General features: G+C 75.3%; 11 protein-coding genes and 1 riboswitch. Of the genes, 6 read left to right on the top strand and 5 right to left on the bottom strand.

The genetic code is table 11. The features are described 5' to 3' along the window. On the bottom strand, positions 1-1,095 hold the full coding sequence (locus ACQP00_RS32020) for a trypsin-like peptidase domain-containing protein (protein WP_433202260.1): 1,095 nt from the start codon (positions 1,093-1,095) through the stop codon (positions 1-3). A 186-nt stretch (positions 1,096-1,281) separates the two neighbouring features. On the opposite strand from ACQP00_RS32020, the gene ACQP00_RS32015 reads away from it, so the two are divergent. The 5 genes from ACQP00_RS32015 to ACQP00_RS31995 all read left to right on the top strand — a co-directional run bounded on the left by ACQP00_RS32015 (position 1,282) and on the right by ACQP00_RS31995 (position 8,323). Continuing rightward, the gene (locus tag ACQP00_RS32015; RefSeq protein ID WP_433202257.1) at positions 1,282-3,876 is read left to right on the top strand and encodes a hypothetical protein; all 2,595 of its coding nucleotides are present in this window, start codon (positions 1,282-1,284) and stop codon (positions 3,874-3,876) included. Further along, positions 3,873-5,261, top strand: coding sequence for a CHAT domain-containing protein (locus tag ACQP00_RS32010; protein ID WP_433202254.1), 1,389 nt, complete (start codon positions 3,873-3,875; stop codon positions 5,259-5,261). Before ACQP00_RS32015 ends, ACQP00_RS32010 begins: the two co-directional genes overlap by 4 nt. Before the next feature lie 6 nt (positions 5,262-5,267). Next, positions 5,268-6,716 (top strand): hypothetical protein, encoded by a 1,449-nt coding sequence (locus ACQP00_RS32005; protein WP_433202251.1) that lies wholly within the window; start codon positions 5,268-5,270, stop codon positions 6,714-6,716. 12 nt (positions 6,717-6,728) lie between these two features. Further along, complete coding sequence (locus tag ACQP00_RS32000) at positions 6,729-7,211, top strand: nitrilase-related carbon-nitrogen hydrolase (RefSeq protein ID WP_433202248.1); 483 nt, start codon at positions 6,729-6,731, stop codon at positions 7,209-7,211. Between the two features lie 166 nt (positions 7,212-7,377). Continuing rightward, a riboswitch (cyclic di-AMP (ydaO/yuaA leader) is annotated at positions 7,378-7,528 on the top strand. Between the two features lie 3 nt (positions 7,529-7,531). Then, on the top strand, positions 7,532-8,323 hold the full coding sequence (locus ACQP00_RS31995) for a C39 family peptidase (protein ID WP_433202245.1): 792 nt from the start codon (positions 7,532-7,534) through the stop codon (positions 8,321-8,323). On the opposite strand, the gene ACQP00_RS31990 is transcribed toward ACQP00_RS31995, so the two are convergent. Both ACQP00_RS31990 and ACQP00_RS31985 read right to left on the bottom strand, forming a co-directional pair. Next, the gene (locus tag ACQP00_RS31990) at positions 8,311-9,510 is read right to left on the bottom strand and encodes a phosphotransferase family protein (protein ID WP_433202242.1); all 1,200 of its coding nucleotides are present in this window, start codon (positions 9,508-9,510) and stop codon (positions 8,311-8,313) included. The genes ACQP00_RS31995 and ACQP00_RS31990 overlap by 13 nt on opposite strands. A gap of 92 nt (positions 9,511-9,602) precedes the next feature. After that, positions 9,603-10,622, bottom strand: coding sequence for an SDR family oxidoreductase (locus ACQP00_RS31985; RefSeq protein ID WP_433202239.1), 1,020 nt, complete (start codon positions 10,620-10,622; stop codon positions 9,603-9,605). Between the two features lie 144 nt (positions 10,623-10,766). On the opposite strand from ACQP00_RS31985, the gene ACQP00_RS31980 reads away from it, so the two are divergent. Then, positions 10,767-11,765, top strand: a complete 999-nt coding sequence (locus ACQP00_RS31980; protein WP_433202236.1) for a universal stress protein — start codon at positions 10,767-10,769, stop codon at positions 11,763-11,765. Here ACQP00_RS31980 and ACQP00_RS31975 read toward each other — a convergent pair. Both ACQP00_RS31975 and ACQP00_RS31970 read right to left on the bottom strand, forming a co-directional pair. Further along, complete coding sequence (locus ACQP00_RS31975) at positions 11,746-13,164, bottom strand: GAF domain-containing protein (RefSeq protein WP_433202233.1); 1,419 nt, start codon at positions 13,162-13,164, stop codon at positions 11,746-11,748. The genes ACQP00_RS31980 and ACQP00_RS31975 overlap by 20 nt on opposite strands. Positions 13,165-13,402: 238 nt before the next feature. Further along, positions 13,403-16,684: a hypothetical protein gene (locus ACQP00_RS31970; protein ID WP_433202230.1), complete on the bottom strand. Its 3,282-nt coding sequence runs from the start codon at positions 16,682-16,684 to the stop codon at positions 13,403-13,405. Positions 16,685-16,814: the final 130 nt, after the last annotated feature.

Genomic DNA, 16,814 nt, shown 5'->3' with positions numbered 1-16,814 from the left:
TCACGCCCGGGGTTCCAGGGCGGCGCCGGTGTTCCAGCTGAGGGTGGCCGCCCGCAGTGCCGCGATCGGAATCCCCTCGTTGTAGGCGGCCGGCCGGGTGTTGTCCGCGTCGCCGCTGTGGTGCATGGCGAGCAGCTCCCCGTCGGAGCCGAAGCACGGGCCGCCGGATGAGCCGCAGGCGGTCGCGGCGGTGTACCGGACCCGCGTTCCGCTCCGGTTGTGCCCCAGCAGCTTGCCGAACGCGACCTGCATGGGCTCGCCCTTCGGGTGCTGCACGATGTACACCACCGGGTCCGCGTCCGGGTCGCCTCTGCCGGGCGGCAGCCGCAGCCAGCCGCGCGGGTCGGTGGTCTCGGCCGGTTCGTCGCCGGGCCGTCCGTCGAGGCGCAGCAGCGCGAAGTCGAGCTCGTCCGGGCCGGGCTCACCGGTCGGATGGCGTTCGAGGTCGTGCCGGCTGCCGGGCTGCCCGGTGACGAGCCACTCCCGGTGCAGGCCGAGCACCGTGGCGGGCTCGAGGCCGCGGCCGTCGGCGGCCCGCTTGTGGTCGAAGCGGACCGTGACGTCGGCCGGGCGGGCCGCGCCGGCGAGGACGCGCTCCAGGACGTGGTACGCGGTCAGCACCAGGCTGGGGCCGACGAGGAATCCGGTGCCGGTCTTCGAGTTTCGCCCGGCCGGCACCGAGACCTGGCACACCCGGCCCTCGATCTCCAGCAGGCGGGTGCGCCACGCCACGATGTCCAGCGGGGTGTTGCCGCTGACATAGGCCTCGAGCCGCCGGCCCTCCACCCGCTCGCCGGTTGGCAGCACGAACGTCGGCGGCACCGTCGAGCGACGCGCGAAGGCGGCCAGCCCCGGGTCCTCCGGGCGCTCCGCGCTGGCCGCGTCCACGAGTGCGCGCCACCACAGCTCGCGGCTCGCGGCCTTGATCACGCTGAGTAGGGCGGTGTGGAATCGTTCGGACCGGGCGGCGTAGCGGTCGAGCCGCTTGTCGAACCGCCCCAGCAGCAGCCCCTCGAAGTCGTCCTCGTCGAAGGCGGCGAAGAGCAGGTCGCGCAGCTGGACCATCTCCGGGCCGCTCATTTGCGGTCGGGCCATGGCGGGCTCCCTCGGTCGAAGCCATCGACACCCGTTGCTATCGCGTACCGTATGCAGGCTTTAGCCGGACAGCAACGGCCGAACGGTCGGCAATGTGACCCGTCCGCTCGGTGGAGTCGCATTGACCGTGCGTGACGGCCGGAGGAGAGTCCTGCCTGAGCACACCGGCCGCGAGGGGGCGGAACCATGGCGTTCGAGATCATCGAGGGGCCGGGCGGCGTGACGACGCCGTACGGCGTGGTGCCCTTCGACGAGCACGGGAACTGCACCGGCCCGGCGGCCCGCGACGAGGCCGTCGCCCGGGCCGCCGAGGCGACCGACGTCTTCCTGTTCAGCCACGGGTGGAACAACGACTGGGCGGCCGCCACCGGCCGGTACCGCGAGTTCATCGCGCGCTACGGCGAGGCCCGCCAGACCGGTTGGCCCGCACCCGACCGGCCCTACCGGCCGCTGGCGATCGGGGTGTTCTGGCCCAGCACCGCGCTCGTCGCCCCATGGGAGCGGGCGCCGGACATCGCCGCGTCCGTGGCCCGTGACGCGCAGCGCAGCGACGAACTGCTCGCGCTCGGCGCCGCGCTGGCACCGGCCGATGCCGGGCGCCTCTACGAACTGCTCGACCGCGGCCGGCTTACCGCCGCCGAGGCCGCGGAGGTGGCGCATCTGCTCGCGCCGGCGCTCGACGGGCCGGCCGACGAGCTGCGCGCGGCCGGTACCAGCGCCGAGGATGCCGAGGAACTGGTCAAGGCCTGGGGCAGGATGGACAACCCGGCCGCGTCCAGCGAGGCCGGGGAGGACATCCCGGACGACGACGAGCCGGAACCGGGGGCCGCGCCGGCCGTCGCCGGCGGCCTGGGCTGGCTCGACCCGCGCGGGATCATCCGGGCGGCGACGGTGCTGCTCATGAAGGACCGGGCCGGGCGGGTCGGCGCGGCCGGCGTGGCGCCGCTGCTCGAGGCGCTGTGCCGTGCGCCGGGCAATCCGCGGGTACACCTGATCGGGCATTCCTATGGCGCGAAGGTCCTGCTCAGCGCCTTGTGCACGGCCCCGGCCGACACCCCGCCGGTCGACTCGGTCCTGCTGCTGCAACCGGCCGTGTCGGCCTGGTGCTTCGCCGGCGCCGGACACGTGCCCGGCAGCGACGGGCCCGGCGGATACCACGCCGCGCCCGAACGCAGCCGCGAGCCGATCGTGACCACCTTCAGCCGCCACGACGTGCCGCTGACCCGGCTCTTCCACTGGGCGGTGCGGCGGGCCTCCGACCTCGGCGAGGTCTCCATCGCGGCCGGCCCGCCGAGCCGATACGCGGCACTCGGCGGCTTCGGGCCGCAGGGGCGCGACGACGACGTGCGGGTCCTCGATCCCGTGCAACCGCCGCAGGTGTACCCGCTGGGCCCGGACCAGCGCCGCATCATCGCCGTGCGCGCGGACACGGTGATCGGCGGGCACGGCGCGGTGACGAACCCCGCCACCGCGTGGATGCTGCTGAGCCAGGTCCGGGCCGGCCCGGCGGCCGCACCGCAGAACACCGTCCTGCGCATCCGTCTGGACCGCACCGGCCCCGGCCCCGCACGGGCCGCGTTCGAGCTGCACCCCACCGACGGGATGGTGGTGCCGATCGGCTCGGTGCCGGTGCGGCAGCTGGGCCTGCCCGACGTCATCCGGTCCGCCAGGGACGTCCGCGAGTCCGGCTTCACGCTGCCGGCGAGGATGAGGGATCTGCTGGCGCAGTGGCTCGTCGACCACCGTCGCGCACCGCTGTGGCTGGACCTGTCGGCGCCGCGCGGGTACCTGCACCTGGTGCCGTGGGAGCGGCTGCTGTCCGCGCCGCTGGGCCGGACCGTGCTGCGGCTGCCCGACTTCACGGTGCCCAGCAACGCGACCGGCGAGAGCCTGCGGATCGTCCTCGTGGCGAGCGAGCCCCGGACGACGTCGATGACCCTCAAGGCCCGGACGGTCGCCGACCTGGCCCTGCACTGGCGGCAGTTGACCGGCCGGCGGGTTTACCTGCACGTGTTCACGGATGTGCTCGGGCACGATCAGCTGCGCACCGACCTCGGGCACCTCGATGGTGTCACGGTCGCCGGTCCGCCGCCCTCGACCGGGTGGCTGGGCTGGATCGAGGACCAGCTGGCGGGTACGGCGATCGACGTGCTGCACTTCGTCGGTCACGGCTACCTCGCCGGGGAACATGGCTGCCTGGCGCTGGCCGCCGACGCGGTGGGCGGCGACGAGGCGACCGCCCGGCTCATCGGCCCGGCCGAGCTCGACGATTTCATGTGCCGGACCGGGGCCTGGTCGCTGTGCGTCTCGGCGATGCCCTGGAACGCGAGTATCGCCGGGCTGCGCGAGCTGGCCGACGCCACGGCGCGCATCCGGCCCGGCGTCACGATGCTGCACGACCTCATGTACGACGATGACCTCAAGCAGTTCGGCGCGGCCGTGGGGCTGTTCTTCGGCGGGACGGCGCCGGCTCAGCCGCTGCCCGCGGTGGCCGGGTGGACAGAGCCCGGCGCATCTGGGCCGCGGGCAACGTTCTCGCCGTACGAGAGCGCGACGACGCTGTTCGACGCGGGGGAGTACCTGTCCGACACCCGCCAGGTGCTGGCCCTCGACCGCACCCCGACGTGGGTCGCGACCGGCACCCGCATCCTGGAGGGCGCCCAGGTCGACTGGTCCGGCCCGAGCGGCGCCCCGGACGACCCGGACGCGATCGCGGCCCTGCGCGACGTGACCGAGCTGTTCAACGCCCATGTGCGTCGCCAGACCGGGGGAACGTCATGACGCCCCGGCTCTACATCGAGTTCTTCGAGACCCCGCGCATCGATGCCCCGCCCGAGGTGAGCGTCCGGCTGCGGGAGCCGGGCGGCCGGCCGACCCAGCACACGTTCGACTGCTCCGCCGATGACCCGGTGTTCGCCGCGCTGCGCTCCGGCAGTACCGACGAGGAGGTGGTCCGGGCGGCCGGCGAGCGCCTCTTCGCGGCGCTGTGCACCAACCCGGTGCTCGTCGAGGACCTCAGCGCGGCACTGCTCATCCAACTCCCCGAGCGGCGGCCGATCTACCTCGACGTCAGCAGCCTCAGCGCCGGGCAGAACCTGCCGTGGGAGGCGCTGTTCGCGCCGGCCCTGGGCGACTTCCTCGGCCTCGACGAGCGTTGGCCGGTCGGGCGGATCATCACCGGGCGGCGCACCGACGGACTCGGCGAGCACCGGCTCGCGGGGCCGCTGCGCATCGCCGCCGTACTGTCCTGTCTCGACGTGCCGGCGCTGGAGCAGTGGGAGGCGATGCGCTCCGCCCTCGACCTGGCCGCGGTGCCGATCTCGGTGCTGCTGATCGCGAGCGAGAACGACCTCCTCGGCGCGGTGCGCCGTGACCGCCCGGCGTGGCTGCACGACGCGGTGAAGGTCCCCGAGGACGAGGCGGCGCTGCGCAGGCTGATCGGCGGCTTCGAGCCGCACGTGCTGCACCTGTTCTGCCACGGCTCGGCCGACCGGGGCGGGCCGCACCTGGAGATCGCGGTCTCCAGCGACTGGGACGCCGGCATCCCCGAGCGCAGCCACTTCCTGGAGGCCGCGGGCGTACGGGCCCTGGTCGAGCCGCCGACGCCACCGCCCTGGCTCGTCGTGCTCAACGCGTGCGCCACCGCCGCCACGCCGGACGACGCCGGGCCCACCGTGTCCGCCGACACCGGCCCGCAGGCGCTCGCCAGCGCGCTCGTCGGCGAGTTCGGGCTGCCGGCGGTGATCGGTATGCGCGAACCGGTGCTGAGCCAGGACGCGGCGAGCTTCGCCCGGATGCTGTACGAGCGCCTGCTGACGATGCTCGCCAAGGGTCCGGCCGCCGAACCGTCGCGTGTGGTCGTCGACTGGGCCGGACTCGTCGTCTCCGCCCGCGACGCCCTGCGCCGGCGGGGCGGCCTGCTGCCGAGCGCCGCGGCCCGCCGGCACCCCCAGTGGACGCTGCCGGTCGTCACCGTGCGGCCCGAGGCGTTCGAGCTGGAGATGCACGCCGAGCCGCCGCCCGGACCCCGCCGCCAGGTGCAGCTGCGCGCCGAACTGTTGCAACAGCTGGTGTCCCGGCTGCCCGCCGATACCCCGGCCGAGACGCTCGCCGCGCTCGAGGAGGAGCTGCGCCACGCCCGGACCGAGGTTGATCGGGAGGAATGAGCGGCCATGGCCGAAGATGACGACCTGGTGGCGGCGCTCGAGGAGGACGGCGTACCGCCGCTGCCCGCGGACCGCATGCTGGCGCTCAACGGTTGGTCGGCCGGAGCGGCGTTGGCCGCGCCGGTCGCCGAGCGCCGGGCCCGCTGGATCACCGGCCTGTCGCCGGTCGCTCGCGGCCGGATGCTCGCCCCGGCCGGTCTCGACCCGTGGCGGTGGCAGGACGAGCGGCTCGGCTGGGGGCTGGTGCTGCCCGAGCGCGAGGAGCTCAGCGTCGCGCAGCGGGCCCGGCCCGACGACGCGCCCGAGCCGATCCGGCAGCTGTTCGCCGACCGCCCGGGCGCGAAGGTGCTGCGCTACCGGACAGGCAAGCGGCTGGCCGACTTCACGCTGCGCGACTACACCGCCGACGGGCGCCGCCTCCCGCACATCGCCGGCCCGACCGGGACGGGCCCCGGGCAGATTCCGGCGTACCTGCTCATCGCGGCCTCGCCGCGCGAGATCCCCTGGACCGTGCAGTACGCGCTCAATCTCGTGCGCAACGTCGGGCGCCTCGATCTCGACGAGGACGGGCTCGCCAACTACGTCACCGCACTGCGCGACGGGTGGAAATCGGCCTCGGCACGGTACGACAGCCCGGTTGTCTGGTCCGTCGACGACGGCTCGAGCATCACCGCTCTCATGCGCGACGCGATCGGCGAGCCGCTCGCCGGGAAGCTCCGCGGTGACAAGGACATGCCCCGGACCTGCTTCATCGACGGGCGCACCGAGCCGGCCGACGGCGCCGCGCTGATCGCCGCACTGGAGCGGCAGCGGCCCGCGCTCATCGTCACCACCAGCCACGGGGTGACCCCGCCCCCGGTTGACGCCGACCGGCTCGGCCTGCCCGTCGACGCCACCGGCCGCCCCCTTGACCTGGCACGGCTGCTGCGCGACTGGCAACCCGACGGCGCGATCTGGTACGCGCACGCCTGCTGCTCGGCCGGCAGCGACGGGCCCAGCCAGTACGACGGCCTCTTCGAACCGGGCTCCATGGTCGCCCGCGCCCTCGCCGACGCCGCCACGCTCGGCCCCCGCACGGCCGCGCTGCCCCGCGCCCTGCTCGGCGCGGCCCGCCCGGCCCGCGGCTTCATCGGCCAGGTCGAGCCGACGTTCGACTGGACGCTGCGGTTCCCGGCCACCCGCCAGCGCCTCACCGAAGACCTGCGCCGCACGCTGTACGAAGAACTGTGCGCCGGGCGCCCCGCCGGCTACGCGCTGCACTGGGTGCACGGGACCGTCAACGGGTTGCAGTACTTCACGGAGAAGGCGGTCAAGCGCTACAACGAACTGCCGCCCGGTCCGGAGCAGGACGAGGCGCTGGACATGGCGCTGTACCACAAGGTGACGGGCCTGGACCGCACCGCCACGGTCCTGCTCGGCGACCCGACGGTCGCACTCCTGCCGCCCGCGGCCTAGCAGAATGCCGGGATGACGTTGAGGATCGCCAGCACCCAGCCCGCCGGTGCCGTTGACCCGCGCGAGAACGGCCGCTCCGCGCGTGAGCTGATGCGGGTGGCCGCCGCCGATAACGTGCGCCTGGTCCAGTTTCCCGAGGGCTTTCTCTCCGGCTACGCCAAGGAACAGGTCGCCGACTGGAGCGACGTCGACTGGCCCGCCGTCCGCGAAGAAATCGAGGAGATCGCCGCCCTCGCCGCCCAGCTCAGGATCTGGGTGGTCATGGGGTCGGGCGCAGGCGCACGCCGCGATCCAGAATTACTGGCTCAGCCTCTCGGTGCCGGCGCAGTGTGCGGGGCTCATGCGTTCGACGATCTTCGGGCCGGACGGGAGCGAGCTGGCCGAGGTCGCCGGGCCCGGGCAGGTGGCCGCCGTGGTGCTCGATCGCGACGCGGCGGAGTTTCGCATCGCGTTGCGGCATGCGCGGCCGTGGCGGGCCGAGGCGGGTCGGGGTGACATCTACCGTAGCCGGCGGGTCGAGGACGGGCGGAGCAGCGATCGCACGGGGTTGTGACGCATTTGTACGACCTGTGGGGTGGGGCCTGCGGGGTGGGCCGCTGGATGTACCGCTCGGTAACGTCCACATGCCCGTGCTGGTCGTTTGCCATTGCCACATGGCGCCGGTGTGGGCCCGTCGAGTCGCGATCGTTGCGAGCCGGGGAACCAGGTAGTCCGGGGTGAATCCGTCGGCCTCCCGTCAGTGGAGGTCGTGGTAGGGCGTGCTTCCCGTCCGAATCCGTCAGCTAACCCGGTAGGCGGTATCGGAAGGAGCCTTGATGCACCAACGCTTCACCGCGCTGTTCCACCGGCCGGCCCACGCGATGCGCGAAAAAGCGCTCGAAAAAGCGCGTGGGAAAGCCCTGCGCCGGCCCGTTCCGGCAGTACTCGGGGCGGCCTCGCTGATGGTGGTCTCCGTGGCCACCGCGGCGTTGTTCAACGCGGGCGGCAAGCCGGCCGCCGAGGCCCACCCGGTGGGTACCGCCGCGCTGAGCACCGCCACGCCGCCCGCCCAACCCAAGGCGACGGCGCCGGCCCCGGATCTGCTCGACACCGCGCCCGCCGCGAACACGGTCAACTTCGACTTCCAGTTTCAGCCCAACTTCTACTACTGCGGCCCGGCATCGACCCGGATCGCGCTGACGTCGGTCGGCGCCGACCTGTCGCAGGACGACGTGGCGCATCGGCTCGGCACCACGGTCAACGGCACCAACTCGGTCGCCGACGTGACGCGGGCCATGAACAGCGTGCTCGGCAAGCCGGTCTACGAGGCCCGCTTCATCAACGGGCAGCGGGCCTCGGCCGGCGAGGCGCGGGAGCTGCAGTACGACGCGGTCCGCGCGTTGAGCACCGGCCGGGCCCTGGTCGCCAACATCGTCGGCGGCGCCACGGACGAGTCCGGCACGTACCACGAGTTCTCCGGCGGACACTACATCTCGCTCGTCGGGTACCGCGACCACGGCCGTTCCGTGCTCATCGCCGACCCGTCGGGGATGTTCGGCCCGCGCACCTACTGGATGTCGACGGACGCCCTGGCCAACTGGGCCGCCAAGCGCGGCTACGTGGCCTGAACCACCGGTGTGGGAGGCGGCCACCGGCGGTCGCCTCCCAGCGCCGACAGCTCGTCGAACGTCGCGCGCGACGGCAGGTGGGTGAGCAGGTGCCGGACGTTGCGCTTGGCGAACCGCACGTCCTCGTCGCCGGTCGCGGTCAGCGCCAGGTCGATCTGGCCGGCGACGTAGTTCTGCAGCGCGGTCGCGGTACCGCGGAAAGAAAGTCTTGGAACGGCACTCGCGCGGGCCCGATAGCCGTCGAGCAGCGCCCGCGCCGCGGCGACGTTGATCCCGGCGCCGGGCTGCACCGTCCAGTTGACCAGTGCGGAGCTCAGCTCCCAGGCCGGCGGCAACCCGGCCGCATGCTCCCACCCGGTGACGACCAGCGCGCCCGCGCCCTTGCGGACGTTGCCGGGCGTGAGGTTGTTGTGGCACAGGACGGGCTCGTCGATCGGCGCCCGGTCCTCGGCCAGCGTTTGCAAATACCGCAGCGTCGGTACTGCCTGTGCCAACTCCGCCGCCCACCCCGCCCTCTGGTCCGCGGCGAGGTCCGCCAGCTCGGACCAGCCCCGCCGCTCGAACCGCACCGAGCTCCACGGGCACAACCCCGGCGGCGGTACGCGCAACCCGTGGATCGTGGCCAGGACGCGGCCCACCGCACCGGCCACGGCCGCGCTCACCGGGGCGGCGAGCGGCGGGCCGGAGTGCATCCAGGAGTACACCCGCCAGCTTTTGCCTTTGACGGTCTCGGTCACGCTGCCGGCGATGCTGCGCACCGGTGCCGGTAGCGTCACCCCGGCGAGCGCCGCGGCCTCCTGGAAGCGCGCGTTGTCCTCGCCGTCGGTCGGCGGGTGGACGTCGTCCACGGTCCGCGGCGCCCACCGGCCCCGGTCGGTCTCCAGCGACCAGCGGCGCCCGATCTCGTCGGGGCGGGAGACCGACCGCATCGGCGCGGTCACGGTGCCGAGCCCGAACCGGTCGGCGAGCTCCTGGGCGAGGTCCGGCTCGGCCACGGCGCCGTGGTCCTGGCGGCGGGCCACCTCGGACTTGAGCTCGGCCCAGCCGCCGAAGCCGTACTGCTCGGCGATGGACGCCTGCGCCCCCGCGAGCGTCGCGCCGGGGTCGGTGTCGCGCAGGCCGGCCAGCAGGTCCTTGGCCTGCCGGCGCAGATGGTCGAGGTTGGGATGGTCGGGCAGCGTCTTCACGGCGGCACCTCACTCCAGGCAGCGGTCACCAGAGAGGTTGGCTTCGAGCCTGCCGGCGGATTCCGGTGCGCACCCCACGCGCTGATGGCAGCTTACTGCAGGCCGTGGGCGAGCAGGCTCTCCGCCGTCTCGGCGATCGTGTCGGCGATCGGGCGGGGCTTCCAGCCCAGCACCCGCTCGGCCTTGGCGCTGGTGGCGTCGAAGTCCCGGCCGAGCTGCGGGCGCAGCGCGCGCAGCGGCGGGCTGACCAGGCTCAGCGCCCGGGCCACCAGCAGCGGCATCTCCCGGGCCGACACCTTCGCCGCGCGCGGGCCGAGCCGCTCGCGCAGGATGCGGGCCACCTCGGCGACCCGCAGGCTGCGCCCGGCGACGGCGAGGAACCGCTCACCGGCGGCGGCCGGGTCGGTCATCGCCCGCAGGTGCAGGTCGGCGACGTCGCGTACGTCCACCCAGCCGGACCCGAACGGCGGGCACGCCGGCAGCGCGCCGGTGAGCATGCCGCGGATCACGCGCAGCGACGGCGGGTCGTCGGGGCCGAGCACCGGCCCGAGGACCGCGCCGGGGTGCACGGCCGCGAGCTCCAGCGCCCCGCCCTCCTCCGCGATAAATTGCCAGGCGGCCCGCTCCGCGAGGGTCTTCGACCGCTGGTACGGCGCGATGTCCGCCTCGACGTCGGTCCAGTCCTCCTCGGTGAACGGCGTCGAGCGCGGCGCGTGCCCGTAGGCGATGGCGCCCAGCGCGCTGGTCAGCACCACCCGGCGGACCCCGGCGTCACGGGCGGCCCGCAGCACGCGCAGCACGCCGTCGCGGGCCGTGGCGATCATGGCCGCCTCGCTCTCCGGCGCGTTGCGCAGCGTCGGCGAGGCGACGTGCAGCACGTACTCACATCCGGTGACCGCCTCCGCCCACCCCTCGTCGCGCTGCAGGTCGGCCGGGACAACGGTCAGCCGCGCGTCGTCGAACTCGGCGGCGGCGTGCAGCTGTTCGCGCAGGGCGGGCTCGCGGCGCCGGTCGCGGACGGTGGCGCGCACGTCGTACCCGGCCTCGAGCAGGGCCAGCGCGCACCAGCCCCCGATGAACCCGGAACCGCCGGTGACCAGGACGGTCGTCATCCAATACTCCTCGGTCGCACGTATCTGGAGAGGTCTCCAGATACGGTAGTGGAGAGGTCTCCGGATAGCAAGCGGTCCCGGTCGCCGGCGCGGGCATGAACCGGCCCTCGCTGGGCAGTGCACCGCGGACCGGGAGGGGTGCACGTGCCGACCAGCGAGGTTGCGACGCCCGCGCTGTCCGGGGCGGTGGTCGTCGGGGTCGACGGCTCGGCCGGCGGCGAGCGCGCGATCCGGTGGGCCGCCGCCGACGCGGCCCGGCGCGGACGGCCGATGCACCTGCTGCACGTGTGCGAGGGTCCGGCGCTGGTCCACCCGCCGCCGGGGCTGTGGCTGCCGGTGCCCGCCGAACCGGGCGTGGCCGGCCACGCGGCCCGGCTGCTCGAATCGGCCGCCGGCCTCGTCCGCCAGGCGGCCGCCGGGGTGCACGTCACGACGCAGGCCGTCGGCGGCCGGCCGATCCCGACCCTGCTGGCCACGTCCGAACGGGCCGGGTCGATCGTGCTCGGCCGGCGTACCGGCGGCGAGTTCAACACCCTGCTCGGCGGCTCGACCGTCGCCGCGCTCGCCGCGCTCGCCGCCTGTCCCGTCGTCGTGGTGCGGGAACGGTCCGGCGGGAGCGGCCCGAACGCCGGGCGCGTGGTCGTCGGGGTCGACGGCACCGCGGCCTCGGAGCCGGCCCTCGCCTACGCCTACGAACAGGCGGCGGCGCGCGGGGCCGGCCTCACCGCGATCCACGCGTACCAGCTACCGGTCGATCCCGCCCTCGGCGGCCGCCTGCCCGGCTCGTTCGAACTCGGCGCCCGGCACGACGCCGCCCGGCGCGTGCTGGACGAGGCGACGTCCGGCTGGCATCGCCGGCACCCGGACGTCGACCTGCGGCTGCACGCCGAGCTCGGCGGCGCGGCCGGTGCGCTCACCCGGGCCGGCCTCGACGCCCAGCTCCTCGTCGTCGCGGCCCACGGGCACGGGGCGCTCGGCCGGCTGCTGCTCGGATCCGTCAGCCGGGCCATGGTGCACCACGCACCCTGTCCGGTGGCCGTCGTCCGGGCCGACCGGGCCAACGGACCCGCCAACGGACCCGCCACCGGACCCGGCGCCGCCCCGGTGGTCCCGCGCGGTCCGGTCAGAGCCCGAGGTCGCTGAGCAGCCGGTGGGCGTGCCGGCGGGCGCCGACCACGGCGCCGATCGGGGCCGCCGGTGCCGCGGCGGGGTGGCGGGCCGCGACGTCGGCCGCGCTCAGCAACAGGTTGACGGTGAAGGGCTCGACGATGTCGGCGCCGATGACCCGCCGCATGACGGCCGAGCGGGCGGCGGCGTCCGGCGCGGCGAAGGCCAGGGCGGCCAGGTCGCGGCCGGCGAGGTACAGCCCGGCATGGGTGAAGCCGGTCAGCGCGAGCTGCCGCGACGGCTGCCGGACGACGTCGCGCAGCGTCAGCCGGCCGTGGGCGAAGGTTCGGTCGCGCTCGCACCGGCGCAGCAGCGCGCCGATCCGGTCCGCCTCGTCGGGGCTCAGGTGCCCGGTCCGCCGGTGCCCGCCGATCCAGTCGTGGTAGTCGACCGTCCAGCGGTGCAGGTCGGCCGGCTCGGGGTGCCAGGCCGACAGCAGGGCCGCCAGATGGAGCACCTCGTCCCACTCCCCGGGCGCCATGGCGGGGACGTGGCCGGGATGCCGCTGCAGCGGCCGGCCGAGCGGGCGCGAGACGACGAGGGTGCAGGCGTCGTTCCAGCGATGCTCCTCCGCCGGCAGCCGCGGCGGGTTCAGGCAGAACGCCTGGGCGACCCGGAGCCGGCGCTGGAACCGGCGGGCCGCGGCCGGGTGGTCCGCCGTGCGGATGACGACCGTCACCGGTTCGTCGTGCCAGCGGCCGGTGACGGTGAGCCCGGAGGCGGTGTGCCGGGGGCGGGTGCGGTGGTCCAGCACGAGCGTGGGCGTGCGCACCGCCGGCGTCCAGAGCTGCCGGTCGGGGCCCGGCCGGGCGGGCGGCCCGATCACCGCGGCGGGCGGCTCCGGCGGCCGGGGCCCGGGCCGCGTCGCGGTACGGCGCGACTGCAGCATGCGGCTGCACCGGGCGGCGATGCGGGCGAGCAGCGCGAGATCCTCGGCGCTCCACGACCGCGGGGCGACGTCGATCGCGCAGAGCGCGCCGAGGACGTGGCCGTCGCGGTCGTGCACCGGCACCCCGGCGTAGGCGACAACGCCGAGATCGCGGATCGCCTCGCTGGTGTGCAGCACCGGATCGCGGCGCACGTCGGTGAACGCGAGGGGGGCGTCGGCGCCGACGACGTACTGGCACACGGAATGGGTCAGCGGCGTCTCGCGGCGGTGCTGCCACGGTTCCGGCAGCCCGACCGCGCCCGGCATGACCTGGCGGTGCCGCTCCACGAGGACGAGCAGCGCCACCGGAACGCACAGGGCCCGGGCGGCCAGGTGCGCGAGCCGGTCGCACCACGGCACCGGCTGCGCGTCGAGGCCCGTGCCGGCGACCGCGTGCAGCCTGGCCGCGTCCCGGATCGCCGCCGCGCTGGTGAGCACGTCGATCACGGCACCTCCTGCCCGCCGGGTCGCGGCGCATGCAGTGTGGTTGACATACGTCCAGTTGTAATCGGCGGGTACACATGCTGTCATCGGCCGTGTAGCCGCCATACCGGCACGAACCGGGCATGGGCCGGACAGCCTTCAGGCGGGCGGTACCCGTCCGGCCGGACGGGCGCGGCCCGCCGGTGTGGCCACCCCGAGCCCGGCGAACGAGCGTCCGTTCCCGCGGCCGCCCCGGTCCGCGTCACCGCGCCGGGCCCGGCTCGCCGTGCAGGCGCAGCCAGCCGGTGCGTACCGCCGCCGGGGTGACCGGGAAGCGGGCGGCGTCGTCGGCCGGTGCGATGTCGTAGGCCGTGACGCCGCCGCTGCCGTCCGGCTCCGCCCAGGACCACACGCCGTTGACCTGTGGTGGCCGGGGCAGCACGATCGTCGGGGCGGTGCCGGGCGGGGCCGGCGGCCGCAGGTCGCTCAGCAGCGGGCCGAAGCGGACGGTCAGGGCCATCGCCGCCATCGCGTCGGCGATCAGGCGCTGGGGCAGGCGCAGGGTCTGTACCGGCAGAACGTCTGTCACCAGGTGGACCGGCAGGTGCGGGTCCATCAGCAGGGTGAGGTCGGTGCGGGCCGCCTCGTCGAAGCGGATCGTCGGGAAGGCGCCCGGGGCGATCGGCTGGACGTAGCCGGTGGTCAGGTCGCGCGGGCGGTAGGCGGCCCGGAACTGGGGCCCGCTCAGGTAGCCGATCAGCCCGTCGCCGCGCAGGGCGGCATCGCCGACGCGCACCGGGAACGGATGGTCGGCGACGGTCGACGGGACCGGGGCGACCGTGTGCGGCCAGCGCGGGTCGGTGCGCGGCGGCCGGCCGGGCGTGCCGCGCAGGGCGGCGCAGACCAGGGCGAGCGGGCGGCCCGCGAGCGCGGCCAGGTAGGTCTCGTCGCCGCCGCCCGGCGGGTCGATGGTCCACAGCGTGGTGTCGATGGTGCGCAGCAGGTCCGCGAAGGCCGCCGGGCCGGCCGCCACCAGGTCGTGCAGGAACCCGGCGAGGACCGGGAACGGTTCGGTGAGGGCGGCGAGGGTGCCGGCGGCCGAGCCGGGCGCGGGCAGCCAGGACAGCCGCGGCCCGTCCGGCCCGGCCGTCTCGGTCAGCTCGCCCAGGGCGGCCCCTTCCGGGGCGTAACAGGCGAGGGCCTCGTCGAGCGGGCTCGGTACGATCCAGGCGCACACCAGATCCGCGGCCGAGCCGGGGTCGTGCCCGCCCGGGGCGGTGCCGGGGCCGCCCGGCGTCCAGCTGACGTCGAGCCGGGCCGGTTCCAGCAGCCGTGGCGGCAGTTGGGCGTAGCGCGGGCCGAGGGGCTGGTGCGGTACGAGTCCCTCGCCGAGCGCCGGGCTGAGGCTCCCTGCCCCCGTGGCGTCGAAGACGTCGACCCGCTGCCCGAACCGGTCGACCACGCTGACCCGCAGGAACGTGAACTGCCCGGCCCGCATCTGCTGGAACCCGCCCGGCTGGTCGGCCATCGGCATCGCGACCGCACCGCCGCCGATCAGGTCCGCGATCGTCAGGTCCGGCGGCAGGACGACGGCGGTGGCGTCCGGGGCGCGCAGGCTCACCGGATCGCGCAGCGCCAGCTGTTCGTTGAAGCCACTCAGCGCCTGCGAGAGCAGATCCCAGGAGTCGACGGCGGCGGCGAACGACGACAGCGCGGCCGCCGCCGGCTCCGGCAGCGTGGAAAGGTACGTGTCCAGGCGGGCCTTGAAACCGGCCGAGGGCTGCGGGGTCAGCAGGCTGCGGCCGCTGAGCACCATCGGCGGGCCCGGCACCTGACCGGGCTGCGGCCCGGGATAGGCCCAGGTGGTCGGCCAGCTCGCGCGGTACGCGGTTCCGTCGAAGCTCCACAGGCCCATCGCGAGCGGGTGGTAGCTGACCTGCCACTCCAGGAACAGCGGGGCCCAGGGCTGGGTCCAGGGCTGCGGCAGGATGGCCGGCAGCGGCCCGTTCGTGCTCGACCCGCTCGCCATCAGCGCTTCGGCCGCGCCGGCCAGCTCCTCCTCCGCCGCCGGCCGCCCGGCCGCGCGGGCCGCGATGGCGGCGACGGCGCCGGCGTGCACCGGGTCGAGCAGGTACGTCTCCATCTGCAGGGCGACGAACGCGGACACCACCGTGGTGGAGATGTCGGACGCGACGGGGAAGGCCGCGACCGCCGGCAGGGTCGGGAGCATGTTCACGGTCACCAGGATGTCGATGTCCGGCGGCGCGATCGTGCCGTCCGGGAACCGCCCGTCCGGCCCGGCCGGATCCCCCTCGGCGGACCGGGCGGCCAGCGGCAGGGACAGCGCGCCGACCGTACCCGTGCGGCAGGGCAGCAGCCCGCGCGCGTCGGCCCCGAGGTGCTCGTCGAACGCGCCGGCGCGGACACCCGCGATCACCACCACCGGGTCGGCCGCGATCCGGAACGCGGGCAGCTCGGCGCGCTTGAGCACCGTGCCCGGGGGCAGTGGGTGCCGGGCGGTGTAGGCGTCGATCGCGGCGGCCAGCTCCCGCGCCGAGGCACCCCACGGCATCCGGGCCCGCGCCTGCTCGACCTGCCGGCGCAGCGCGGCGACCCGCCCGGCCAGGCTCTGCGGCCGGGCCGGGTCGAGTTCGGCGGCGAACTGCGCGTCGGTCAGGTCCGGGGCGACGGCCGGCCCGGCGTTGCGGCGGCCGCGCTTCCACCACAGCTCGTACAGGTCCCGCTGGAGCGCCCCCAGCCGGCGCGCGGCCTGATCGTGGGCCCGCTGGACCTCGTTCAGCCCGGCGAGCCAGTCCGGGTCGGCGGGCGGGCGGCCGGTGCCGGGCGCCGCCCCGTCGTCACCGTCCTCGGCCGGGACCACCTGCCACACCGACCCGCCGGGGCGTGCCCCGAACCAGGCGTCGTGGATGCGGGCGCCGAGCTGCGCCGGTCCGTCCGGCTCGTCGAGGGTGTGCAGCAGGTCGTACTGGAACGCCTCGAGCAGATCCGGATCGAACCCGGATCCGGGCCGGTCGGCGGCGCGCAGCAGCGCGGTGACGGCGTCGACGGTGGTGTTGCCGACGGCGATCGCGGCCGCTTCCGGCCGGGCGGCGACGGCCGTGCGCGAGTAGGTCAGGGCCCGGATCGCCCCGTGGCAGACCGTCGTGTCGGCCGCGCAATCGGGCGGCGCGGACCAGCCGAGCTCGGCGAGCCGGGCGGCGAGACCGGCGGCCTGGCGCGCGGGCGCGAGCACGTCCGCGGCGGGGTCCGCGTACCAGCCGACGACCTGATAGGACAGGATCGTGCCGTCCGCGACGTCGTCCGCCGGGTCGTGCAGGGAGAACACCCCGGCGGCATGCGGCTGGTACGCCGCGAAGGCGATGTTCCCGGGCGCCACCGCGGTGAGGAACGGGGCCCGGCGGGTCCGTGGCTCGCGCCAGGCGGCGAGGGAGTGCACGCGGCCGATCCGCGTCGGCGTCGGGGTCGGTGCGGCCGGGTCGAGGTAGGGCGACGCGCCGTCGGGACCGAGGTAGTCGCTCTCCACGGACCCAGCCGCGGGTCCGGTCCGCGCCGCCGGGCGGCTGGTCCGGCCGGGTCGCGATCCGGGTCACCAGCCACCGGTTCGGCGCCGCCGGATAGGTCGTCGTGCCGTCCGCCGGGTCGTGCCGCCCGGT

Source organism: Dactylosporangium sp. CS-047395 (assembly GCF_050942185.1).
Taxonomy (GTDB): Bacteria; Actinomycetota; Actinomycetes; order Mycobacteriales; family Micromonosporaceae; genus Dactylosporangium.
Note: the sequence above shows the minus strand (reverse complement) of the source record. Positions and strands in the feature narration are given on the sequence as shown.